The sequence below is a fragment of the Paenibacillus sp. FSL H7-0331 genome (genome assembly GCF_001956045.1).
The window spans coordinates 56,728-81,752 of record NZ_MRTH01000004.1; the positions used below are offsets into that span (position 1 = coordinate 56,728).

Annotated in this window: 20 protein-coding genes; 16 read left to right on the forward strand and 4 right to left on the reverse strand. The window is 46.8% G+C overall.

The genetic code is table 11. The features are described 5' to 3' along the window. Positions 1–43: 43 nt before the first annotated feature. From BK127_RS07170 to BK127_RS07220, 11 genes are all read left to right on the forward strand, one after another. Positions 44–1,654: a gamma-glutamyltransferase family protein gene (locus BK127_RS07170; RefSeq protein WP_076229347.1), complete on the forward strand. Its 1,611-nt coding sequence runs from the start codon at positions 44–46 to the stop codon at positions 1,652–1,654. Positions 1,655–1,849: 195 nt separating this feature from the next. Further along, on the forward strand, positions 1,850–3,166 hold the full coding sequence (locus BK127_RS07175; RefSeq protein ID WP_076229348.1) for an extracellular solute-binding protein: 1,317 nt from the start codon (positions 1,850–1,852) through the stop codon (positions 3,164–3,166). A gap of 72 nt (positions 3,167–3,238) precedes the next feature. Continuing rightward, a complete protein-coding gene (locus BK127_RS07180) occupies positions 3,239–4,036 on the forward strand; it encodes a sugar phosphate isomerase/epimerase family protein (protein WP_076229349.1) in 798 nt (265 codons plus the stop codon). A 16-nt stretch (positions 4,037–4,052) separates the two neighbouring features. Continuing rightward, positions 4,053–5,186, forward strand: coding sequence for a Gfo/Idh/MocA family protein (locus tag BK127_RS07185; RefSeq protein ID WP_076229350.1), 1,134 nt, complete (start codon positions 4,053–4,055; stop codon positions 5,184–5,186). Positions 5,187–5,276: 90 nt separating this feature from the next. Continuing rightward, a complete protein-coding gene (locus tag BK127_RS07190) occupies positions 5,277–6,149 on the forward strand; it encodes a carbohydrate ABC transporter permease (RefSeq protein ID WP_076229351.1) in 873 nt (290 codons plus the stop codon). A 34-nt stretch (positions 6,150–6,183) separates the two neighbouring features. Beyond that, a complete protein-coding gene (locus BK127_RS07195; protein WP_076229352.1) occupies positions 6,184–7,011 on the forward strand; it encodes a carbohydrate ABC transporter permease in 828 nt (275 codons plus the stop codon). Positions 7,012–7,144: 133 nt separating this feature from the next. After that, positions 7,145–8,935: a sensor histidine kinase gene (locus BK127_RS07200; protein ID WP_076229353.1), complete on the forward strand. Its 1,791-nt coding sequence runs from the start codon at positions 7,145–7,147 to the stop codon at positions 8,933–8,935. Then, positions 8,932–10,545, forward strand: coding sequence for a response regulator (locus tag BK127_RS07205; protein ID WP_076229354.1), 1,614 nt, complete (start codon positions 8,932–8,934; stop codon positions 10,543–10,545). The genes BK127_RS07200 and BK127_RS07205 overlap by 4 nt, the downstream gene beginning before the upstream one ends. A gap of 18 nt (positions 10,546–10,563) precedes the next feature. After that, positions 10,564–11,769 (forward strand): MFS transporter, encoded by a 1,206-nt coding sequence (locus BK127_RS07210; RefSeq protein ID WP_256711211.1) that lies wholly within the window; start codon positions 10,564–10,566, stop codon positions 11,767–11,769. 37 nt (positions 11,770–11,806) lie between these two features. After that, positions 11,807–12,868 (forward strand): Gfo/Idh/MocA family protein, encoded by a 1,062-nt coding sequence (locus BK127_RS07215; RefSeq protein WP_076229356.1) that lies wholly within the window; start codon positions 11,807–11,809, stop codon positions 12,866–12,868. 51 nt (positions 12,869–12,919) lie between these two features. After that, positions 12,920–13,759 carry a sugar phosphate isomerase/epimerase family protein gene (locus BK127_RS07220; protein WP_076229357.1) on the forward strand — a complete coding sequence of 280 codons (840 nt, stop codon included), beginning with the start codon at positions 12,920–12,922 and terminating at the stop codon, positions 13,757–13,759. A gap of 127 nt (positions 13,760–13,886) precedes the next feature. Here the strand turns inward: BK127_RS07220 and BK127_RS07225 are convergent, their stop codons facing one another. Genes BK127_RS07225 through BK127_RS07240 form a run of 4 tightly spaced genes read right to left on the reverse strand, consistent with a single transcriptional unit; the run spans position 13,887 to position 17,808 of the window. Then, complete coding sequence (locus BK127_RS07225) at positions 13,887–14,351, reverse strand: RidA family protein (RefSeq protein ID WP_076229358.1); 465 nt, start codon at positions 14,349–14,351, stop codon at positions 13,887–13,889. 25 nt (positions 14,352–14,376) lie between these two features. Further along, positions 14,377–15,984: an N-acyl-D-amino-acid deacylase family protein gene (locus BK127_RS07230; RefSeq protein ID WP_076229359.1), complete on the reverse strand. Its 1,608-nt coding sequence runs from the start codon at positions 15,982–15,984 to the stop codon at positions 14,377–14,379. A 31-nt stretch (positions 15,985–16,015) separates the two neighbouring features. Next, positions 16,016–17,149 carry an alanine racemase gene (locus BK127_RS07235; RefSeq protein WP_076229360.1) on the reverse strand — a complete coding sequence of 378 codons (1,134 nt, stop codon included), beginning with the start codon at positions 17,147–17,149 and terminating at the stop codon, positions 16,016–16,018. Next, the gene (locus BK127_RS07240; RefSeq protein ID WP_076229622.1) at positions 17,146–17,808 is read right to left on the reverse strand and encodes a helix-turn-helix transcriptional regulator; all 663 of its coding nucleotides are present in this window, start codon (positions 17,806–17,808) and stop codon (positions 17,146–17,148) included. Before BK127_RS07240 ends, BK127_RS07235 begins: the two co-directional genes overlap by 4 nt. A gap of 217 nt (positions 17,809–18,025) precedes the next feature. Here BK127_RS07240 and BK127_RS07245 point away from each other — a divergent pair, with 217 nt between their 5' ends. The 5 genes from BK127_RS07245 to BK127_RS07265 all read left to right on the forward strand — a co-directional run bounded on the left by BK127_RS07245 (position 18,026) and on the right by BK127_RS07265 (position 24,972). Continuing rightward, positions 18,026–19,372, forward strand: a complete 1,347-nt coding sequence (locus BK127_RS07245; protein WP_076229361.1) for a spore germination protein — start codon at positions 18,026–18,028, stop codon at positions 19,370–19,372. Beyond that, the gene (locus tag BK127_RS07250; RefSeq protein ID WP_076229362.1) at positions 19,365–20,426 is read left to right on the forward strand and encodes a GerAB/ArcD/ProY family transporter; all 1,062 of its coding nucleotides are present in this window, start codon (positions 19,365–19,367) and stop codon (positions 20,424–20,426) included. Before BK127_RS07245 ends, BK127_RS07250 begins: the two co-directional genes overlap by 8 nt. Then, entirely contained in the window at positions 20,423–21,532 is a 1,110-nt protein-coding gene (locus BK127_RS07255) for a Ger(x)C family spore germination protein (protein WP_076229363.1), read from the forward strand. Before BK127_RS07250 ends, BK127_RS07255 begins: the two co-directional genes overlap by 4 nt. Before the next feature lie 126 nt (positions 21,533–21,658). Then, positions 21,659–23,380: a histidine kinase gene (locus BK127_RS07260; RefSeq protein ID WP_076229364.1), complete on the forward strand. Its 1,722-nt coding sequence runs from the start codon at positions 21,659–21,661 to the stop codon at positions 23,378–23,380. Between the two features lie 14 nt (positions 23,381–23,394). After that, complete coding sequence (locus BK127_RS07265; protein WP_179097411.1) at positions 23,395–24,972, forward strand: response regulator transcription factor; 1,578 nt, start codon at positions 23,395–23,397, stop codon at positions 24,970–24,972. The last annotated feature ends 53 nt before the right edge of the window (positions 24,973–25,025 follow it).

The window sequence follows — 25,025 nt, forward strand, 5'->3', positions numbered from 1 at the left end:
GAGGGCCTGATGTTCAATTTGAATGAACAAGGAGAATCCTACTATGCTGAATTATGATCCGTTATTTAACCCATACCCTTCTCAAAGAATGGTGACCTATGGCAGAAAAGGTATGGTCGCGACGACACAGCCCTTAGCTGCACAAGCAGGATTGGATATACTGAAAAAAGGCGGGAATGCGATTGATGCCGCAATTGCTACAGCTGCCTGCTTAACGGTGGTTGAACCCAATTCCAACAGCATTGGCGGCGATTGCTTTGCTCTGATATGGGTGGATGGGAAGCTGCATGGCCTCAATTCAAGCGGCCCTTCTCCAGCGGCGATTACTGTCGACAAGGTCAGGGAGGCTGGACACAGCGCTATGCCGACTTATGGAATGGTACCAGTCACAGTTCCGGGAACGCCAGCAGCTTGGGCGGCGATGTCAGAGCGATTCGGCCGGTTGCCTCTGGCGGAAGTGCTGCAGCCCGCTATCGAATATGCGGAACAGGGGTTCCCGGTATCACCGACCATTGCGAAATACTGGAAGCATGGCTTCGAGGCGATCAGCGCTTTGAACAGCAGTCTATACGATCCTTGGATGGAAACCTTTGCTGCAAATGGACGCGCACCCTATGCCGGAGAAATATGGCGTTCCGAGGGACATGCCCGCACACTTCGTTCGATCGCGGAAACGCAGGCGGAATCGTTTTATCGAGGGACACTGGCTGAGGAGATGGATCGTTTTTTCCGTAAGCACGGAGGATTCCTGACCAAAGAGGATCTGGCCGCGTATAAGCCGGAATGGGTGGATCCGATCCAGGTCAACTACAGAGGCTACGATGTCTGGGAAATTCCTCCGAACGGCCAGGGGCTGGTTGCTCTTATGGCATTAAATATTCTCAAAGGAATGGGTTTTGACGCCAAGTATACGGTGGATACTTATCATAAACAGATCGAGGCTGTAAAGCTGGCGTATGTGGACGGTCTGAAATATATTACGGATGCGACCAAGATGAAGGTTACTACGCAGCAGCTGTTGTCCGACGATTATGCCCGTGAAAGAAGGGAATTAATCGGTGCGGAGGCGATATTGCCATTGGCCGGGGAGCCGCCCAAAGGTGGAACTGTTTATATGGCCACTGCGGATGAAGAGGGCAACATGGTATCGTTCATTCAGAGCCATTCAGGCGATTTTGGCTCCGGAGTTGTGATTCCAGGGACCGGAATATGCATGCAGAACAGGGGAGCGGGATTTTCGCTCGATCCAGAGCATCATAATGTCCTTGAACCTGCGAAAAAAACACGGCATACGATTATTCCGGGATTTATTACGAAGGACGGCATGGCCGTTGGACCCTTTGGCGTGATGTGCGGTTCCATACAGCCTCAGGCACATGTACAGCTGGTGATGAATACGATTGATTTTCATTTGAATCCACAGGCGGCTCTGGATGCACCGAGATGGCGTTGGGTGAAAGAAAAAGTGATCGAAGTCGAGCCACAGTTTCCCGATCATATTGCTCAGGCCTTGGCAAGACGGGGGCATATCGTGCAGCGGGCACTGGATTCCGGCATGTTTGGCAGGGGGCAGATTATTTGGCGAGATGCGGTAACCGGAGTGTTGGCAGGTGGAACGGAACCAAGAGCCGATGGAGAGGTAGCTGCCTGGTGAGTGACGACAACAGCCGTTTTATTTCAAATGACTACGCTCGGTATCTTCGAAAAGATGGATTATTAAGCTTATAATAACTGCATTAAAAATTTGGATGTTATATTAATTGGCTGGATACCCCTAACACATAACATCATTATATAATATTGTTGTAAGGTGAATGTTAAATTAAATAACATGAAAAGAGGGGATTATATGAAAAATGCTTTCATCCAAAAATCATTACTAGTCGTTGCCTCTGCCGCTCTTGTTACTGCTACAGCTTGTGGGAATGCTGACACCAAAGAAGCAACCCCAACTCCCGGGACTGCAGTAAAGGAAAATGTGACCCTTACGATGGAGTACAACTGGTCAAGCCCGAATGCTGACAACCAGCTGTACAAGGAACGGATCCAGAAGTTTATGGCTGCGAATCCGGATATCAAGATTGAGGCGCAGGATATCCCCTCGGCCCAATATCGAACCAAGCTGCGTACGGAAGCAGCAGGCAACAGCATGCCGGATATGTTTATCTTATTTCCAGGAATAGAAATGGACCCATACATCGATGCCAAGGTGCTTATGCCTCTGGATGAGATTATGGATACCTGGAAAAACATTTTACCCGCTCAGGCATTGGCTGGCTATAACGTAGACGGTAAACAGTATGCGATTCCGACGAAAATGACCTTTGTTGATATTGTTTATTACCATAAGGATATGCTTGCCAAGGTTGGCTACAATCAATTCCCGAAAACCTATACGGAATTACTTGATTTAGTGAAAAAGCTGAAAGCATCCGGTGTGGTACCGATTGGCATCGGTAATAAGAACAGATGGCCATTGCAATCGACCGTTCTCTCGACTGTTGAGGATCGGATTGCAGGAACGGAATTCCTCACCAAGGTGAAGCAGGGCCAAGCCAAATTTACAGATCCCGATTTTATTAAATCGCTCGCTGTCTTTGACGAACTGAACAAGCTGGAAGCGTTCAACGCCGATTTGAACACGATGGATGAAGTGCAGCAGCAGGATTACTTCCTGCAAAAGAAAGCCGCGATCACCATGACAAGCTCAACCATTGATACCAAATTCCGTGTCAGCAATCCTGAAGGCGGAGACAATATAGGTGTTGCACTCTTCCCAACTATTGATGGCGGAAAAGGAACAGCAGGCAAAAGCGCAGGCGTCGTTCAATATGGAATCGGGCTCAGTAAAGAATTAAAAGGAGCCAAGAAGGAAGCTGCTTTCAAATTCCTGAAATATTTCTACGCACCTGAGCTGTATCAAGAATTGATGAGCAAAGGAATTGTGGTTCCGGCCAAAGTTGATATGCCTGCAGATACCAGCAAGTACCTGAAGGAAATGCTGGAGCTGACGAAAAACGGCGATGCGCTTGTATTTGACAGTGTGATGCCTGCACCTGTTAAGGATGTTATCGAGAATGGCCTGCAAGCCATTACGATGGGGCAAAAGACACCAGAGCAGGTTGCTCAGGATATGCAGGCTGCAATTGAAAAAATAAAAAAGTAAATGCTCGTGGTGAATAGGGGAGTACTTGCACAGCTTCTTTAAGAATCATGATGAGGGTAGGGAGGAATAGCAGTGAAAGCCTCAATCGGGGGATTTTCCTTCTATCAGCTGTTAAGCGAAGGTGAAATGGACATCTTCGGATATCTCGAAACCGTCAAATTCCGTTATGGATTGGATGCAGTAGATTTGTGGAATGGTTTTTTCTGTGACCGCAATGTTCCTATTTGGACTTTGGCAGACGAAGATTATCTGAGAAAAATAAGAAAAGCGCTGGATGAGAAACAGCTGACGGTTGCCAATTTGGCTGTGGACCGGGCCCACTTATGGGACCCCGATCCTGATGTCAGAGAACAATTGCATCAAAATGCGCTGCTGCATCTGCGTGCAGCACATATTCTGGGAGCGAAGTCGGTCCGTATTGATACAAGCCGGGGCCCGGGCGCCATGACAGAGGAGCGGTTTGATTATACAGTCGGGCGTTTTCGGGAATATGCACAGATTGCTTCCGACTACGGATTCACGGTAGGTCCTGAGAATCACACAGGAGCTTCATTGAATCCTTACTGGATGAAGCTGATTGCCGAAGAGATAGACCATCCGGGCTACGGCATCTTGCTTCATATTGGACGCTGGGAAGATGGGAACCAGCAGGGCGATCTGATGGTCGCTCCGTGGGTAAACCATACTCACTTTGATGCACGTACAGTGGGTTCGGCAAGAGCGGAAGAAACGGTCAAGCTTCTGAACAACCTCGGCTATACCGGATATTGGGCTGTGGAGTACAATGCTCCACAGAACCCTTATACGGAGCTCGGGTGGGCGCTCGGCTCCATGAAGAGAGTGCTCGTATCGGCAGGATTAACAAGCTAAGCTGGAGGCGTAAGCAATGGAACGGAAAAAGATCAGAATTGGCGTTATCGGCGTTGGGATTATTGGAAAAGCACATCTGGATAATTACGCTGGAATCGAGGGTGCTGAAGTGGTTGCCATCTGTGACATTAATGAGCGTGAGGCTCTGCAGGTCGCAGAGAAGTATGGAATTGCCCATGTGTATACCGATTACAAGCAGCTGCTGGCACGCGATGATATCGATGCGGTTGATGTCTGTCTTCACAATAATTTTCATGCTCCTTTGACTATTGCTGCCCTACAGGCAGGGAAGCATGTGTACTGCGAGAAGCCGATAGCCGGATCTTATTATGACGGTCAAAAGATGCTCGAAGCAGCAAGGGAATGCGGAAAAATGCTGCATATCCAGTTAGGCCTGCTGTATAAAAAAGAAACGAAGGCTGCGAAGGCACTGATCGACGCCGGGCAATTAGGCAAGCTGTTTCATGCGCGCTCATCCGGGTTTCGACGTCGGGGCAGACCCTATGTCGATGGCTTTGGTACCTCCAATTTCACGCGAAAACAAAGTGCAGGCGGCGGAGCGCTGCTGGACATGGGCGTCTATCATATTGCGCAAATGTTGTACTTGCTCGGTGTCACCTCCGTTCAAAGAGTAACCGGCAAGCTGATTCAGGAGATGGAAATGGACCCGCAGCGACAAGCGGACAGCGGGTTTGACGTGGAAGAATTGGCTCTCGGCTTCGTTACGTTCGAGGGCGGACTTACATTGGATATTTTTGAAGCCTGGGCCGTCCATTTGGGTGGCGTAGAAGGAAGCAGTATTATTGGGTCCAAGGGCGGAATTCGCCTTCCGTCCTATCATTCAGCCGAACAAACGGCTGACTTCAGCTTTCATACAACGGTTGCCGACATGGATCTGGACAGCAGGATTGATTTAAACCGGATGGATATCCGTTGGCACAGAATGAGAGAGAATGAGGATGCGTACGATTCGTCACAGCAGCACTGGATTGCCGCTCTGCAGGGCAGGGTAGAGCTGCTGCCGACGGCTGATATCGCTCTGGCGACCATGCTGATCAGCGAGGGGCTTTACCTCTCGGATACGCTGGGACGCGAAACGACGGCGGCTGAAATTATCGCGAACTCGCAGTCACTTGCGATTCGGATGTAAGCCTTGTCGTTTCATCCTGCCGGGAACGGGGAGCTTGCTCTTCGTCCCTGGTAATCCTCTCATTAAATTCAGAGTGAAGGAAGGCTAAATATGAATGTAACGAAGCGGATGGGAATCACTATATTTGTCGGAATGCTGCCCGCCTTGATTATTTATATCGGCATTGCATTGATTCCGGTTGCGATGTCATTGTACTATTCATTTTTCGATTGGAATGGCTTGTCTTCCATGACTTTTGTAGGCTTGGATAATTATGTTACCGCCTTGAAGGACAGCATATTCTGGAAAGGTTTTCAAAATAATATTTACATGATGATAAGCGGAATTTTGGGACAATTGCCAGTGGGGTTGTTTTTCGCGCTGCTGTTAAATCGGTCGTTGAGGGGTCTCAAGCTATATCGCTCCGTCTTATTTCTCCCGGTTATTATATCGGCGGTTATCGTTTCCCTGGTATGGAACATGGTGTACGGAACGGAATCCGGCTTGCTCAATAGTATCCTTAGCTCATCGGGTCTGGATTCATGGAAGCAAAACTGGCTGGGCAGCCCGCGTTGGGGCATGTTATCGGTAAGTATCACTTATTTGTGGCAGAACTACGGGTTTTTTATGGTTATCTTTTTGGCTGGCTTGCAAAATATTTCGGAAGAGGTCAAAGAAGCGGCAGTTATGGATGGGGCGACCGGTTGGACACGGTTGTGGTTTATTACGCTCCCGATGCTGAAGGAAACGATCTGGGTAACGCTCATCTTCTCGATCAGCAATAGCTTCCGGGTATTTGACCTGATCTATGTCATGACGGCTGGAGGGCCTGCGCATAATACCGAGGTCATGAGCATTTATATGTATACCAATGCATTTTCGAACATGTACTTCGGGCTTGGAAGCGCCGTATCCATTCTGATTCTGATATTCAGTCTGATTGCTATATATGCAGCCAAATTAATTACCCGTAGAAACGATTAATCCAGGCAAGCTGCAGAAGGAGGAGCGAGTAGCTATGCAAACATCACTTGGCAAAAAAACAATTATTCATATCCTGTTGGCAGTATTGTCCGCCATCAATATACTCCCGATCGTCTGGATGGTCGTCAGCTCTTTTAAATCTGAGGCAGACTTTGCAACGAATCCCTTGGGACTGCCTAAGACTTGGAATTTCAGCAATTACACGAGCGCCTGGAAGGTTGCCCATCTGGGTACTTATTTCTGGAACAGCGTGCTCGTGACAGCAGCTTCTATTTTGCTGACGGTGCTGCTCGGCGCACTGGCCTCCTACTTTTTATCGAGATTTGAATTTCGGATGCGCGGATGGTTATACGGGTTGTTTATTATAGGGATGACGATTCCGATTCACGCTACGCTCGTTCCGATCTTTATCGTGATGAAAAAAATCGGATTGTTGAACACCCACCTTTCTTTGGTGCTTCCTTATACGGCCTTTCATCTCTCGATTACGATCTTTATTCTCGCAGGCTTCATGAGAGGATTTCCGAAGGATGTTGAGGAATCCGCAATTATGGACGGAGCTGGACTGTACCGAATATTCTGGTCGATCATTCTTCCGATGACCCGGCCTGCTCTGGCTACTGTCATTATTATTAACTTTATTTACAATTGGAATGAATTTTTGTTCGCGCTTGTTCTGATTAATAAAGCGGCTCTGAAGACGTTGCCTCTGGGATTGGCTAACTTCGCCGGAACCGAGACCCGCTTTCAGACGCTGCAGATGGCGGCATTAACGATGGCTCTTGTACCGCTTGTCGGCTTTTACCTGGCGATGGAGAAACAATTGATACAAGGCATGACAGCGGGCGCGGTCAAAGGATAATCGTCAATAAAGATCGTTTTACCTGCGTAACTGGTTATTTATAACATGGATTTAATATTTAGGTAGCATCGAACCCTGGTTTTCCTTTAATGTAGAGAGGAAGCGTATTGCGGACAGGGGGAGCAGGATCGAGATGAGAGCTAACGGAACGCAATTATGGAATTTCAGCTTAAGAAGGAAGTCGGTAGCGATCTTTTTGCTGCTGGTCACTCTTCCTTCTATTCTGGTAGGTTATGTGATATTGAGCTGGTATGACGAAATATTAAGGCAGCAATTCATAGACTCCATGGAAAAGAACCTGAATACCATCGAGCTGAATCTGACTGAAAAAATCAAGGCTGTTGAAGATATATCAGACTATATGATCTATCAGGATAACTTTCGTAATTTCATGGAAACTCCGGCGACTCCGGCGTACAGAGAGCAAGTCAATAAGGATAGGACCGCAATTGAAGGCTTTATTGCCTTCCAAACGATGTCAAAACGATATATTAAATCAATGTCCTTACAGGGGATTGGCGGCAACGCGCTGCAAATAGGTGAGCCTGTGACGGGATTGGAAACGAATTGGACTGATCAGGCGAAAGCGAACAAAGGTCGTATCGTCTGGACGGATTCCTATCCGCTGGAGAGCGGTTGGACTGGCAGCAAACGAGTCGTCTCGATGATTCGTGTCATTAACTCCTTTGAAAATCCTTCACGTCCGGTGGGTGAGGTCATCGTGCGTTTGGATGAATCAGAAATAACGGACTTATTATCGAATGCTGTTCCTACGGATCAGGGCTCGATTTTTATTGTTCGTGCGGACGGTGCTGTTCAGCTTCACCAGGATGCGACGCTGGTAGGTCAACCTTATCCCGATGCAGCCTTGCTGCAAAAGGTGGCAAAGCCGGCTAACAAAGTGTTTTCGTTGAAGGAAAATGGCATTTCCTACGTGGTGTTCAACCAACAAATGAAAGCGACAGGCTGGAACATTGTAACGATGATCAAGGAAAAGACCATTGTTGAAAAAACAAGGGCGATCAAGGCATCCTTGCAAATATTGCTGTTCGTTTTCCTCGTTTTTGGATTGTTTGCTTTAATTGGCTTTGAACTGACGATTATCCGACCGATCCTTGCCTTAAGGAAAGAGACGCACCGTCTGAAGCAGGGCGATTTTTCCGCACAGGTGGAAATTCGATCCCGTGATGAGGTTGGGGAGCTCGGCAGGCAATTCAATATCATGGTAACCACGATGAGGGAATTGATCGATAACAAGTACAAGCTGGAAATTCGGCAAAAGGAATCAGAGCTGCGCATCCTGCAAAGTCAGATGGACCCGCATTTTCTGTATAATACGCTCGACATGATCCGCTGGACAGCCAGACTGGAGAAGGCGCCCGAGACGAGCCAGCTCATCGAGACGTTATCGCGATTTTTTCGAATGGGTCTGAACAGTGAGAAGCGTTTTACCACATTGGCTGGAGAGATGGATTTTGTTCGTTCTTATCTGAATTTGCAGCAGAAACGGATGGGCAGCAAGCTTCAATTCAGTCTCTATATGGAAGCGTCGCTTGAGGGTGCCGTCCTGCTGAAAAAGGTGATTCAGCCGCTTGTAGAAAACAGCATCAAGCACGGGTTCCGGCGACGGGGTGGCCAGATTCATGTACGCTGCTATCGCGATGGACAAGATATGATCATGGAAGTCCTTGATACCGGGGTCGGGTTTACGAAGGATAAAATGGAACAGATTCGTCAGGCGCTTGTTGAAAGAAGCGATGATCCTGCTGTGATGGATCATGCAATCTGTAACATTCATGAGCGCACCTTGCTGGTTTACGGCAGTGGATATGGAGTCGAGCTGCCTGATCAACAGCAGGAAGCTGGAGCATGCGTAAGGCTAAGAATCCCTCTATGGATGAATGAACAGGAGGCGGAAGCATGACTATCAGAATGTTGATTGTGGATGACGAGCCGATCATTTGTCAAGGGCTGAGAGAGACCATTGCCTGGGATACCATCGATGTGGAGGTAGCGGGGGAAGCCTATGACGGCCTGGAGGCTTTACAATTCGCAGCCAAGGAGCCGATTGATTTGGTATTGACGGACATTAACATGGACGGAATGGACGGACTCGAGCTGGCCAAAACACTCAAGGAACGGATGCCGCATATCCGTATCATTATTCTTAGCGGTTATGATGACTTTGAGTATGCACGTCGGGCGCTGCGTCTTGGCATCGAGGATTATTTGCTTAAGCCTGTCGACATTGAAGAGCTCATGGCGATGGTTCAAAGAATCGGTCAGGAAATCGTACTGGAAGCTGAGCAGGCGCATGAGCGAAAGCAGGAGCTCCAGTTGAAGTGGTTCACCGAGCTCATACAAGGCGGAGGGACCATACAGCAGGATACGGATACGCCATCCTTTATATCTCGTGATGTTCATTCCTTCCGATTTATCGCCAGCCAAATTACGGATTATGCAGGCTGGGCCGAGCACGCTTCCGAGGAGCTTCGGCGATCTGCAAGAAGCCAATGGGAGGCAGCGGTTGCAGCTGCATTAAAGAGCTGCGATCAGGAGGTTATCTCCTTCTTTCATCATCCCAATTTGCTGTTAACGTTATGCATGGGGGCGCATCAAGTAAGTGGTGTAGATTTGACTGTAGCCTTGTCGGAGGTACAAGGCCAGATGTCGGATTGTCCGCGTCTGCATTTTGGAATTTCATCGGGTTATACCTCATTGAAGCAGCTGTATGCCAGTTATACCGAAGCGATGTCGGTATTGCAGCTAGATGCGATTCCGGGCTTCGGAAGCTTCAGATTCTACGATGAGGAACAGGTTTTGAAGAGGAGACCTCAGCAATTTGCCCCTTTAGAGCTGGAAAAGCAGCTGATGCAAGTGCTTTTTTATGGAAGCTATGAGGAATTGGATGAGGTTATCGAAAGGATTATGCAGGAGCTTCGCGAGCAAGGGTATCTGCTAAAGGAAATTTTGCAGGCCATCAAGGAATTGAGCATCATTTTGCAGCGTAAGCTGCGTACTAACGGGATAGATTTATCGCGGCATACCGATTTATTTAATGCCCATGAAATCGACCTGCTGGTGCACAACTCCAGTCGGGCCTTGGAATCGCTGCTCCGTCGTGAGCTGTGGTCGATGTTTTCGATTATTCATTCCTCTCTCGAAGGCAAGCATCACTGGATTACCGAACGGGTCATCACCTATATCGATTCCAGACACACCACGGATTTGAAGGCTTCGGAGGTCGCAGCCTGGCTCAAAATCACGCCGAATTATTTCAGTATTATTTTTAAGCAAAATTTTGGCAAAGGATTTGCCGAATATTTGAATGAAGTCCGCATCAATCACGCCAAATCCATCCTCGTTGAGTCAGAGGAGCGCGTATTTGAGATTGCCGAAAAAGTCGGATATCGTGAATACAAATATTTTTGTTCGATTTTCAAAACATACACAGGAATCACACCAACCCAATACCGGAAGCTTGCGCAAGCGCCATCAGGCTCTCCCGAAACCTTGGTGGTACGTAAGCGTTAGCAGGCAGGAAAGCAGGGAGTGGCAGTTAAGATGTCGGAAGCTTCTTCAGTGAACGTACGTTCTTTTGGCGTCATCAAAGGGTTCAACTTTTTTATTTATGGGGCTATTGCGATTTACAGCTCTTTTTTCCCACTATATTTGAAAGCAATAGGGATGTCGAACTTTATGATCGGTCTTCTGCTCGCTGGAGGTCCCTTCATTTCACTGCTGTCCAATCCTTTTTGGGGTTATTGGAGCGATAGGCTGCAAAATGGCAGACGTATTCTGATCCTGCTGTTAGTAGGTAACGGGTTGGTCATGCAAGCTGTTTTTGCAGTCCATTCCACCTACTTTATTTATGGGTTAATGCTGATTTACTTTTTTTTCCAAACTCCATTATTTTCACAAAGCAATAGCTTAATACTGGATGTCGTTGAACGGACAGGCCACAAATTCGGCTCTTTCCGACTATGGGGGGCCTTAGGATGGGCGATCATGGCGGTGGTCACGGGGCCTATTCTCGAATGGCTCGGTATCGGGGAGTTCTGGATCGTGTACGGCTTGATGATCGGGATTTCCATCGTGCTCGGTTGTATGCTTCCTCGTCAGGTTCCTACCGTTAGTGCTAAGAAGATATCCGCTGGCGGCTACGGCAAAATTCTCGGAAACAAGCTGTTCCTGTCTCTGATTATTATCGGAATCCTGATCTCCATTCCCAATTCGATGAATAATATTTTTGTATCGATCTATATATCGGATATGGGAGGAAGCAATGCCTTGATTGGCTGGTCAGCATTCCTTTCCTCGATCTTTGAAATTCCGGTTTATTTGCTGCTTGATCGCTATTTACGCAGAAACAACAAGACGATGATCGCCTGCCTGATTGTCGTCAGTCTGCTGTATGCACTGCGGTGGCTGCTGATGTCGATGGCGGTAACGCCCTATCAGATCATTTTCACGCAAACGCTTCATTGCCTTACCTTTGCAGGCTATTATTATGTCGGCACCCAGTTAACGGCTTATTTGATTCCTCAGCAATTTCGGGCTTCCGGGCAGGCTGTATATGCTTTAAGCTGGGGAGGCTTGGCAGGCATTATTGCGGGCATTATCGGAGGATGGATGTTTCAGGATCTGGGGGCGCCTACGATGTATCGCATTTGTACCTTAATGGCTTTGCTGGGTGCAGCCGGATTTGCCACCATGTACATGTACGCCTTCAAGTCAACAACACATCATCATACTTAATTTTTACTATTAAAGAAATTATAGGGAGGATTTATTCATGAAAAAGTTGAAGATTGGTGTTATCGGGGCTGGCAGCATCTCAAGCCTGCATATGGACGCTTACGCAAACAATAAGGACGTTGAGCTCTATGCCATTTGTGATATGAATGTGGAAAGAGCCCAGGAAAAAGCGGACAAATACGGGATTCCCCACGTATATTCGAACGTTCAGGAGCTACTGGCCAATCCCGAGGTGGAAGCTGTAAGTATATGCACCTGGAACAATACGCATGCCGAATTCAGTATCGCCGCTGTGAACGCGGGCAAGCATGTGCTTTGCGAAAAGCCGCTATGTCAAACGGTTGAGCAGGCATTGGAAGTTCAGTCTGCTGTCCAAAGCAGCGGCAAAGTGTTTCAGGTAGGCTTTGTCAGACGATATGGGAATACGACACAAATGCTGCGGCGCTTTATCGATGCTGGAGATTTGGGTGAAATCTATTATGCCAAAGCCAGCTATTTGCGTAGACTGGGCAATCCCGGCGGCTGGTTCTCTGACAGCAAGCGCTCCGGCGGCGGACCACTAATCGACCTTGGTGTGCATGTGATCGATTTGTGCTGGTACTTGATGGGCAAGCCGAAGGTTCAATCGGTAAAAGGCAATACGTATCGCAAGCTGGGCAACCGCGCAAATGTACAGCATCTATCGTTTTATCAGGCTGCTGATTATGATGCAACCCAGAATGATGTTGAGGATCTGGCCAATGCGCTCATTTGCTTCGAGAATGGTGCATCAATCATGGTCGATGTCAGCTTTACCCTGCATGGCATCAAAAATGATGGCACCATCAGCATCTACGGAACCAAGGGCGGGGCACAGGTGGAACCGGAGCTGCAAATTGCAACGGAAAAGCATGACATGATGCTAAATCTTTTGCCTCAGGCTGACACGCTTACGTTCGATTTTGTTGCCGGCTTCCAGAATGAGATCAATCATTTTGTTCGCTGCTGCCTGGGAACGGATGAGACTCTCAGCCCCGTTGAGGATGGTGTGGAAATTATGAAAATTTTATGTGCGGTCTACGAGTCGGCGCAGACAGGGAAAGAAGTTCGTTTCGATTAGAATGGCAAGGTCGTATGGGATTTAATAAACGGAGTCAAATGGAGGATACAGATGAAAACGAGCTTGAGTGTGTGGAGCTGCCATAAGTATTTTTATGATAAAACATGGACAAATGCGGATTTCATTCATTTTGTCGGTCAACAGACGAAGGCGGACGGGATCGAGCTGCTGCATCGTTTTTGGGACCCGGAAACGGATACCTCGCAGGTTGAAAAAGCATTGCAGCAGGAAGGACTGGAAGTAGCATGCGTTGGGGCCAGTAATAACTTTGCCTTACCAGACCCGGCAAACCGTCAGGAGCAATTGAATCACATCATCGAATCAGTCGATATTGCTGCCCGATTTGGTGCAAAGGTTGTCAGGGTATTTTCCGGCAATCAGCAGGAGGGTGTTGCGTACGATGACGCCAGGCACTGGATCATCGAGGGACTGAAAGCAGCGGCCGACTATGCCAGCAGTAAGAACGTCGTTTTATGTCTGGAAAACCATGGGTTATTCGCAGGAAAATCGGAGCAGGTGCGTTCGATCATTCGGGAAGTGGATTCCTCTGCTCTTCGCAGCACGTTCGACATGGGGAATTTCATGCTGGTTGACGAGAATCCGAATGATGCTTTTGAACAGCTTCAATCTGTCGTTGCGCATGTTCATTGCAAGGATTTTATAAAGGTTGGAGAAGACTTTCAGGGCGAAAGCTATGCTTCCTTATCCGGAGACAAGTATGCCGGTACTATTATCGGTGAAGGCAGCGTGGATTTGCGACACCTGTTGAGTCGTCTTAAGGAGAACGGTTATGATGGCTGGTTAACCGTCGAATTTGAAGGAAATGAAGAACAGAAGGCAGGCTCCATTCAATCTATCGATCATTTGAAGCAGCTATTGGACGAACAATAAGCGGAAGACTCATGTTAAAGCAGCGCAGATAGCGCTGCTTTATTTGTGCAGCACGAACATGAACATGTAAATAAAAACAAGAGTAGAGCATGTGGTACAGCGCTCTACTCTTTGCTATTAGCTTCTATTAATCACGTATTTCTGCAATAATCTCGATCTCGACTGGTGTGTGGAAAGGCAGCTCGTTCGTTCCAATAGCTGATCTTGCATGTCTGCCGTTATCACCAAACACGTCTACCAATAAATTAGACGCACCGTTGATCACGTAAGGCTGATCGGCGAAACCAGGTGCGCTGTTGACAAGGCCCAGCATTTTGACAATTTTCACGACACGGTCCAAATCTCCCAGATAGCCTTTCATTACAGCTAGACAGTTGATGATCGTCTGGCGGGCTGCCTCTTGTCCTTGTTCTATGGTAAGATCCGTGCCCAGCTTGCCCTCATACATCAATTCACCGTTAATGCGGCAATCCTGGCCGGACAAATAGATCAGATTACCGGTTTGAACGCAGGGAACATAAGTAAATCGCGGTTCAGGTGATGGGGGGAGTACGATACCAAGCTCGAGTAGTCTTTGTTCAATCTTTGCCATTGTGATGAACCTCCATAAATGTATATTAGTGATGGGTGCAGCAGTGCTGCGCCCGAATCAATTGACCTTCTCTTGCGTGTGTATGCTGATCCTGATCAAAGGTTGGCTTGCCATTAACGATAACCTGAGTGATACCTTGAGGATATTGTCTGGGGTCCTCAAAGGTGGCATGATCCTGGATGGTCTCTGGATCGAATACGGCCAGATCGGCTGCATAACCTGGGACGAGCAAGCCACGCTTACCGAGCTTGAAACGCTGTACAGGGAAGGAAGTCAGCTTGCGTACTGCCTGCTCAAGAGTCAGCACCTTCTCGTCACGTACATATTTGGCAAATACCCTTGGGAAAGTGCCGTAGAGTCGCGGATGCGGCTTGCCTGTTTCACACGTCAGGCTATCCGATGCAATAAGCGACCGCTCATAGCCGACTACTTGCTTGACATCCTCGTCAGCCATATGGAAATACACAATCGAAATGCGTCCGTCTTCTTCAAGCAGTAAATCAAGCATGCAATCAACCGGATGCTGCCCTCTGATTTCGCTAATTTCCTCAATATGCTTGCCTTCGAGAGCCTTGTTCTTATCGGAATGAACAGCTGACAGGTAGATGCTTTGCCAGCCGGTGGAGCAGACCAGGTTATCCCAATCCTCATGCTCACGCCCCAGCTCTTCACGGATACGTTTGCGCATACTTAAGTCTCTGCATAACTCCAAAACGCCATTGATGCCGCCTTCGAGTGACCACGGCGGGAGCACAGTCGTTAAGGTAGTGGAGCCTGCGCTATATGGGTACACATCGCAGGTAACATCAAGTCCGCGGGCACGGGCCTGTTCAATCAGCTCCATCGCTTCCATGACCTTGCCCCAGTTGCGCTTGCCTGCAGCTTTCAAATGACTGATATGCAGAGCAACGCCTGTTTTCTCGGCTATCCAGATCACTTCCTTGACGGATGGGATCAGATTGTTGCCTTCACCGCGAATATGGGTCGAGAATAACCCATTGTACTTAGGCAATATGGAGCATAACTCGGCGACCTCCTCCTTTGAGGTGTAGCTGCCTGGAGCATAGAGCAGTCCGATGGAGAAGCCAATAGCACCAGCTTGAAGTCCTTCCTCCAAAAGCTGCTTCATCAGCTGCAGCTCCTGAGATGTCGCATCGCGTTTGGCGAAACCCATCACGGCAATCCGCAATGCTCCATGTGCGACGTAAGTTGCGATATTCTCGGAGGGAGCGGAACGCGCGAGCGTATCCATGTACTGGGAGACGGTTTCCCACGGCCACTCCCATGAGGTTTTTCCAAGCACAGGCTGGACGTAGCTTTGCAGCAGGTCGGCATTCTGCTTGAAAAACGGGGCAGGAGCGAGTCCACAGTTACCCACGACCTCTGTTGTCACACCTTGACGGATTTTAATTTCGCTATGGGGATGGTCCAGTATCATCAGGTCCGAATGGCAGTGTCCGTCAATAAATCCGGGGGAGATGACCTGTCTATGAACATCGATCGTGCTGCGTGCTTCCTGATCAAGCTTGCCAACAGCTGCAATCAGCCCATCCTTAATGCCGACATCACCCAAAAACCACGGATTGCCCGTGCCATCTACAATGCGACCGTTTTTCAATATGAGATCAAGCATAGAAACGTCTCCTTCTGTTCGGATTCGGTAGTTATTCCAACATCCCGCGCCCAAGCACGGTCATTTCCTCGTATGCAGCGCCGTCATTGAAATACACTTTGTTATGCAGATTAACCGTGCTGCAAATATGGTTCGGGATGATCCGCAATCGGCTGCCGACCTGCAGGTTGGCTTTCTGCGCGTTCGGGCCAAGCCGCAGCATACCATGCTCTTCCGAGAGCCGTTCCAGTACAGCGTCGTCCAGACCATCGATATGGCCGAAGCCCTGGAGCATGAGCGGTTCGACATTCGGCTGTACATCGGTGGCAAACGTTTTGCTGCCGCCGTCGACAACAGCGAGATCTTCTGACGGTCGGCTCACGACCGTGACCCAGACGCTGCCTGCACAATCCTCCAGGCTGCACACACCCAGACGGGCCTGCATGCGATCTTGATACACATAAGTGCCCGGTCGGATTTCGGTTACGCCCTCCACGGCAGCTGCATACATGCCTGTTGGAGTTGAGCCTACACTCACATCGACGATTGGAATGCCACTCGCGCGCAGCCGCGCAGCCAAATCGGCCATGATGTGGCCTTCATCCTCACCTGCGGTTTGCAAATCGAGTGTTGGCTTCTGCTTGTAGATCGCTCCGCGGAACGTATAAATGCCCGTCAACCGCAAGTGCTCCAATGCATGGATACCTGCGGCCAATTCTGGTGCCTGATCGTACAGCACGCCAGTTCGACGCAGACCGGTATCGATCTCCAGTCTTACTTGAAGCTGGTGGCCGCTGCGGCCGGCTGCTTCGTTCATACGCTCAGCACCCTCCAGGCTGTCCACAGCTGTAATCAGTGTGATTTGTTGGCTCAGTCGGATTGCGCGTTCGAGCTTGTCAGTCGTCACAAGCGGATAAGCGATAAAAATATTCGTTATCCCATGCTGTGCCATGACCTCAGCTTCGGACACCTTGGCCACAGTAATGCCTACAGCTCCGGCTTGCAGCTGCTGATGGGCGACCCAAGGCAATTTATGTGTTTTGGCGTGGGGACGAAGCTGAACCTGATTGCTGCGGGCCACCTCCGCCATCTTGTGAATGTTACGCTCCATTGCCGCTTTATCTATTTCGATAAAAGGGGTTTGTGGTTCCTTATTTACGGTCGACTTGCTTGCTGCTTCGCTCATTCCTGGTCCTCATTCCTCTCAGTTTGAGTTTTGCTTTCTTCCAAATAGCTGTACAGCGTGTACTTGGAAATGTTCAAGTAGCTGCATATTTTCTCGCCGCTCTTTTTTACCAGGAAAGCACCTTTCAGGTCCAACAGCTGAATCATCTTCATTTTGTCCTCTTTCGTCATCGCGGCTACCGGCTTGCCTACCTGCTCCTGAGCTTCCTGAAGCAGGGCTTCGAGCAGATCGCTCACATTGCTGACGAACGATTCCTTCACATCTACCTGCTGCCCACCAGTCGTTAGTGAATCCAATGTTCGCTTTGCCATCATCAGATCAGTCACATCATAATTGATGCATATGGCTGCGATCGTTGCGCCCTTGCTGTTTTTCTTGTACAACGAAGTGGAACGAAGGATGCGGCCATCCTTGGTTTGGGTAATGTAATTGAAGCGATTTCCATTAACCTGACTACCACGCAAAATTTCCAATCCCAGATTCGTACCAGGGTCGCCGACCTTCCGTCCGGTTATATGACCATTCTCAATCGCTACAATGGTGCTTTCGTAATCTCCGGTCAAATCATGAAGCACGACCTCGCACTGATCCCCGAATTGAGCGGCAATACCTTTGATCAGATCGTTAAAGAACTCAAAATCCTCACGAATAGACTCCATCATTCATCACGGTCTCCTTATTTGAAAATAACTCATGTAAAGTAGCGCCTGTAAAAATAGTAACACAAACAAAAATAAATTCAAACATAAATTTAGTTAGAATGAATAAAAGTTTGCTTCATTTGATTTATTTGACGATCATATAAAGCTCTATGAGCGATTTGTGGGCTGTATAAAAAAATGGCATAAACCACAATATAAGGATGAGGTGGGGCCAATGTCATTTTCCTGTGAAAAAACGCCACAATTACATATTAACCAGATATTCGAAAATAGCTACGATTTCATATGTGCAGAAACGGTATTGAATAATACAATCGTACATATTTGTTATTTGCAATCATTAGTGAATTTTAAAGAAACGCTGGATTTGTTAGTTAATCAGCTCAGCGATGCCGAAGAGGGTATGGATCCAATTCGGTATATAGCATTGTCCTATAATGTCAGAATGAATCTATCCCTGGATGAACTGGTTAAATCTGTATTGCGGGGTATGTTGATTGTTTTTAAACAGGATGAGATCGAGAATGTAGTGTTTGAACCTTTACATCCTAATATTGCCCGGAGCGTCGGCGAAGCTCTAAATGAGAATCCCATCCAAACATCCATGGATGCTTTTACCGAAGATATGAAACTGAATGTTGGTCTGATGCGCAGAAAACTGATGACACAAGACTTAATCATTCAATCACATTCCTTAGGATCTGCTTACCCGCGTGAATTGGCGGTTCTTTATCTTCAGGATCAGGCCGACCCTAAGATGGTCAAGCTTATTCAGGATTGCTTAAATGAGAATAAAATGATGGACATATCTGATATTCAGCATTTATTGAAAGCATTAAAGCAGCCTCGGTTCAGCCTCGTTCCAACCTATGTGACTTCAGAGCTTCCCGTAACGACAAAGCACTACTTGCAGGATGGACGGGTCGTGATTTTATTGGATCATTTTCCGTTTGCCATTTCGTTTCCTGCTATTGTAACGGATTTCTGGGCAGTGAAGACCGATCAGGACCATCCGGTCCCTTTTATGATTCTATATCGAATTATACGCGTAATTTCTCTATTAGTAGCCATTTCCATGCCCGGCTTGTATGTGGTCCTCAATGCTGTTAATCCAGAGCTTCTGCGAATTCAACTTGCGGTGTCTATTACAGATTCCAGAGAAGGGGTTCCGTACCCGGTATTAGTTGAAGTCCTGCTTATGCTGATCATCATTGAAATGGTCATTGAAGCGAGTATTCGGCTTCCCAAGAGCATCGGTCCAACGATCACGATGGTAGGCGGTATTATTCTTGGAGAAGCGGTAGTTCAGGCCAGACTGATGAGTAATTTTTTGATTATTATCGTAGCGGCTACCACCATTGCGCATTTTTCATTGGGAACGTATATGAATTCACTCTCGATTCGATTGTATAAGTACGTAGTTATTTTTTTCAGTGCTTTATATGGAATTTTGGGTTTGATGTCTTCCCTCGTTCTATTGTGTTTCTATTTGGGGAGTATTACCACCTTTTCCGTCCCTTATTTGAGTTACACCGCAAAAAGAGGGAATTCTGATGAATAAAAATTTGGTTTTAATTTTATTTTTACTTGTTCATCTATCTTTGTTTTTTTATCTGTATCCGGTGAACATTATCGAAGCGGCAGCGAAGGGCAGTTGGGAACCTATACTGGTCGGTTTTCTGTTGGAGGCGCTTCTTACTGGCGTCTATCTTAAAGGATTATCGGCTTTTCCAGGTAAGGATATTGTCGATATATTCACTGGAATTTCGGGAAAATGGATAGCAAGAGCTATGCTTATTCCCTATTTCATTTTTCTGTTTGTAAATTTCAACGTTGCTCATCGTATGGAATTGGATTCGGTTAACGTTGTACTCCTGCCCAAAACCCCCATGTTATTTCTATTGTTACTTTATGGGATCCCCTTTTACGCAGCGTGGAAAGGCATTCATTCTATTGCACGAGGGGCGGTAATCGTGTGTATCTTTGGTGTGCCTCTTATCCTGTTCTCCTTGATGAGCAGCATCAAAAATTTTAATTTTTATCAGATTTTCCCTTTGTTAGATGTCCATATGACGTTCTTTAGTAAAACACAATTTTATTCGGCGCTTTTCGCTCATTCTGGTTTTCTGTTTCTCGGGATGCTGGGTCTCAAAGAAAAGATAAGCATCCGTAATATCATTCTGGTCTTAATGGTACTTTTCTTTTTTGGACTGTGCACCGTTTACGTACCCTTATTGATTTTTGGTCCCGAAGCGCTTATTTATTTGCGATATCCCGTCGTGTTAACCTCGGATACAGTCGATATGGAATGGGTTATCTTTGATTGGCTGCCTACTTTTTTTGTTATTTCTACAATAGCCATTTCCATGGTGGAAGCAGCCGTATCCTTCTGGATCATGACAACTCTATTGCAGAAACTGTTTTCTTTTCGAAAACGAGGATGGGCAATCCTTTGCTTAGGCGTCATGTTGTATGTGTCTAGTGCGATGATCATCAATACGGATTTGCTGGATCGATTGAATTCGTGGAATACGATCTTTTGTTTGTACAGTATTATTGTCATCCCGATGATGATTTGGATGATGAGTTCAAAGTATAGGAGGGGTTCCGCGTGATACCTCGCATTGTCATCCGTGTAGGACTCCTTCTATGCTGTCTGGGCTGCCTGGGAATTCTCACTAGCTGCTGGGACACCAAGGATATTAACAAAAGACTCATGCCTGTTGTCATGGGGGTTTGCAAAAATGGCGATCAGCCCTATAAAATTATATTGCAGGTTCCGAGTCCCCAGAAGAAGGGTTCTCAATACTTGGAGGGTGAGGCCCAAACGATTAACAAAGCTATAGATGAAATACGTACAAAATCTGAAAAAAGTGTTGACCTGCTTCATTTAAGGTTATTTCTAATATGCGAAAAAACGGCAAAAAATAATATTAATGACATTGTCAATTATGGGGTACAGGCAAACGATATTTCGGTAAAAGGGTTGGTCGGTATTGTGAGAGGTGATTTCGAGAAGACGATGCATCACAAAATCCAATCGAATCCTGAGCTGTCATCCTATGATTTTTTCAGTGAACAGGCGGGGTGGACTCCCGATAATACGATCAAACGGCTATGGGAAGTGTTTCGTGATATTAATTCGTATACTCAGGATATGGCCATTCCTATTCTTAGTAAAGGAACCGACACCCTGTATAATTTCGAAGGCTCTGCCATTATGCGAAGGGACAAAATGGTGGGTGATATTTCTCCGGATGAAACCTTGATTTACAATACCTTTCAAAGAAAGTATACAGGAGGAACGATCGAGGTTTCGCAGAATAGCAGTGTCTTGATTAAGAAGGCAACCATTAGCCATAAAGTGAAGTGGACGGTTGTAGGTCCCAGTATGCAAAGTCGGATGAAATTGGAGGTAGTCATTGCAGAGAATAGAGATATCCTATCCGACGATGATATCGCAAAGCTGCTTAAAGAAGATATCGAAAAAAAGGCGGAAAAGCTCATTAACCGACTGCACACCTATAAAGCCGATGCCCTTGGCATAGGACAATATTTTCGAAGAATCATGACGGAGAGTCAGATGAAAAACTGGAAAAAGCAATGGTTCCCACAAATGAAGCACGAAGTCACAGTAGATATAACGATTCTCAACAACATCTATTTCAAATCTTCTAATAAAATGAAGTCAAGACCTGGTACTTCACCAGAAAGTAAATGAAATGTAACCGTGTTAAATCATTAAACAGCACCTAGTTATACCTGTAATGGGAGCGTTATAATATTAAATATAGAGGGCCTGCTGCCAATCTGGAGGAGGCCATTGGTTTCAAAGGGGGAGAGAACAATGACCATAAACAAGAGACAGTTATTTTTCTCGCTTCGTCTGAAGTTTTTACTTGCTTTTACCTTATTTATTGTGGCGCCCGTTCTATTGATGATGTACCTATACTTCGTTCAATCTGACAAAATATTTATGGAAACGATGACCGATACACAAACCCAGGTGCTGAAGCGGGTTACGGATCGGGCTGACGATATGTTGAACCGTACTTTAAATGTTTCTAATCTGCTCATTAACGATTATGATGTTTTGCAGTTGCTAAGAAGCTCGGGGCTGTCTAATTTAGATGATTACCCTACCTATCAGAGGGTCATTGGTCTACAAAGCAAGATGGACAATCTGATCGCCTATATACTGGACAACCATGCCGTTGTTGCGGTTTATGGGTTGGATGGCAGCATTTATGCGACAAATCAGGATGAAACGATTCTTAAAGTAATGCCAGATTACGTGAAGCAAGCCAAAGAAAAAAACGGTGCTCCTGCTTGGGACGTCAATCCTTCATTGAAAGTTAAAGGTCTTGAAGGGAACCAGGAGGGGGGCTTTATTACCATGGTCCGGTTAATTAAGGGTGAGACGACAAAGGGGTACGGCTTGGTCTTTATCGCATTTCCCATCAAGGAGATGTTTCTCGGGTCCAGTGGTGTAGAGGAGGATTCCCGTGCCCAGTTTCTGATATCCGATAGGAATCGTCTGTTGTGGGGACGGGATGATTTGTGGAACCGGATTGAATCGGGTAATGAACAATCCCTATTTACACAAACCTTAAAAGCAACCGGCTGGCAGCTGCGATGGATCCCCATGCAGGAACCATGGCTGCAGCAGTTGAAAAACGTGCGTTCCACAACGACATGGAGTGTCATCATTGTATTCGCGTGCTTCCTATTCATCTATGTCTACTTTACCCTTCGATTAATGAAGCCTATTCGTTCACTCGTGCAGGCCATGGGCAAAGCATCATCAGGAAATTTCGAAAAGCCAGCTCTGGCGGGAAGAAATGATGAAATCGGACTGCTGAGCCACCACTTCAATCGTATGCTGTCCAGCTTGAAGGAAATGGTTGCAACGCTTCGGGAAGAGCAGCAGCTAAAAGAGGAAGCGAGATTTCTTGCCCTGCAAGCCCAGATTTCACCTCATTTCCTGTTTAATGCACTCAATTCGATTAAGTGGCTGGCCTTATTCTCAGGTGCCAAAAACGTCGCGGATATGATTACCTCCCTTGGTATTATGCTGAGCTACAGTATGAAGCAGGAGAGCGAGGTTGTCACATTGAAAGCAGAGCTTGATTTTATACAGCATTATTTTGCACTCCAAAAAATTCGTTTTAATGATAATATAGAGTTGTCGATTGATGTCGACGAAAATTTGTTGTCTGCCCGCATGCTTAAATTCACCCTGCAGCCTATTGTGGAGAACAGCATCATTCATGGGAATCGAATACCGCTGGTCATCCGCATCACGGCCTATCATGAAGATGACTTATTGTTCGTCACCATTACAGATAATGGGCAAGGGCTGTCTGAGAGTAAGCTTGCCGATGACGATTCTCAGAGATCCGATCCCATCAGGCAAGGGAAATATAGCGGAATCGGGCTTGAGAATGTACAAAGTCGGATACGCATGCATTTTGGCGAACCGTATGGGCTATTTATGCACAATAGGTTGGATGCGGGAGCGGAGACGGTGATCAGGCTGCCTTGGAGGGGGATGGAAGATTCAGCATGACAAAGCTTTTATTAGTGGAAGATGAATTTCTGGTGAGGCTCGGACTCAAGACATTTATTCCCTGGGAGGAGTTCGGGTTTGAATTGATCGGTGAGGCTGTAGACGGATTGGATGCGCTTACCATTCTTGCTGACAAGCCGTGTGACCTGTTGATTACCGACATTTCCATGCCGAATATGGATGGAATCACGCTGATGGAACGAGTGAAGGAACGATATCCACACATTAAAATTTTAATTTTATCCAATTATAATGATTTTCAATATGTTCAACGTGCCTTGCAACTGGGTGCTTCCGACTATATATTGAAGCTGACCATGCAGCCGGAGGAGCTTCAAGCCAAGCTGCAGCAGATCCGGGTGGAAATTGAGGATGAACGTAAAAAGCAGGAGGAAACGCTGCAGCTGAACCGGACTGCGTTTCAATTTCGTCAAGAAATAACGATTGAAAAGCATTTGCGTGATCTCATGACCATTCGTTACTCTACACGGGAAGCGGATGAGCTCTCACAGGAATATGAAAAGCTGCTTCCGCCCTTTCCATGGACAGTTTCGATAATGAAAATTGACCGATACGAGTTTGTTGTCGAGGAGAATCGCTTTAAGAGTGAAAAGCTGCTGCGTTTTTCCGTAATGAATATACTTCGGGAAATTATGCGCAAATATAAGGAAGGTCACATTGTGGAACTGGATGGAGGGCGTTTTGGGATGATATCCGGTATGGGGGCGGAGCCGATGCTGCTGGAGATGACGGAATGTATCCAGCGTTATCTGAAGCTGCCTGTCTATTTCGGTACGTACTCCCCTGTTGAACGCGTATACGACCTGCATGAAGCATACCGATTTGCGGAAGAAGCACTTTTGGGGAGATTTTACGAGGACTCGAATCGTGTCATTCACTACAGAGAGCATATGTTTGTTGATCAAGCTTTACCCGTTTCTTCGCAGGAAGTATTTCTCGATTTGATGGCCCGGCAGGACCAGCATGCACTCCAGAATGCCATCAGGAATATGGCGGATGCCTATTTGGAAGACAAGATATCCCGCCCCTATCCTGAGCTGGTCAGGGAACGTTTCCTGCAAATTGTACATCTCTTCGAGGTGTTCCTGCTACATAAAGGGGGAGACCTTTATTCCATCATGCCTTACGAAGGAAAATATCCTCACCATGTAGTGAGAACCTCGGAGTCTATCCAGGAGATCAGCATCTGGTTGAGTGGCTGGATTGCAGTTTTCTTCGAGTATGTACGCGCAACCACGGTCCATCAGCCTCGCCCCGAAATTCAAGCCGTGCAAAGAATGATCGAAGAAAAGTACAGTACTTCTTTTAAAATGTCCGATTTGGCAAAGGAAGTTAATTTTACGGAACCGTATTTAAGCTCCTTGTTCAAGAAAGAAACCGGCGAAACGATGATTGAATATATGATCCGTATACGAATGAAAAAAGCGAGGGAAATGCTCAAGGATCCCAATGTTAAAATATATGAGATTGCGGACGCGATCGGCTATTCCGATCCTAACTATTTTGCCAAGCTGTTCAAAAAAATTGAAGGGATCTACCCGCAGGAATATCGCAAGCGTTACATTCATTAAAGAGGTAATTCAAAAAGTCGATAAAATAAGACTGGTAAGATCTTAAATGATTT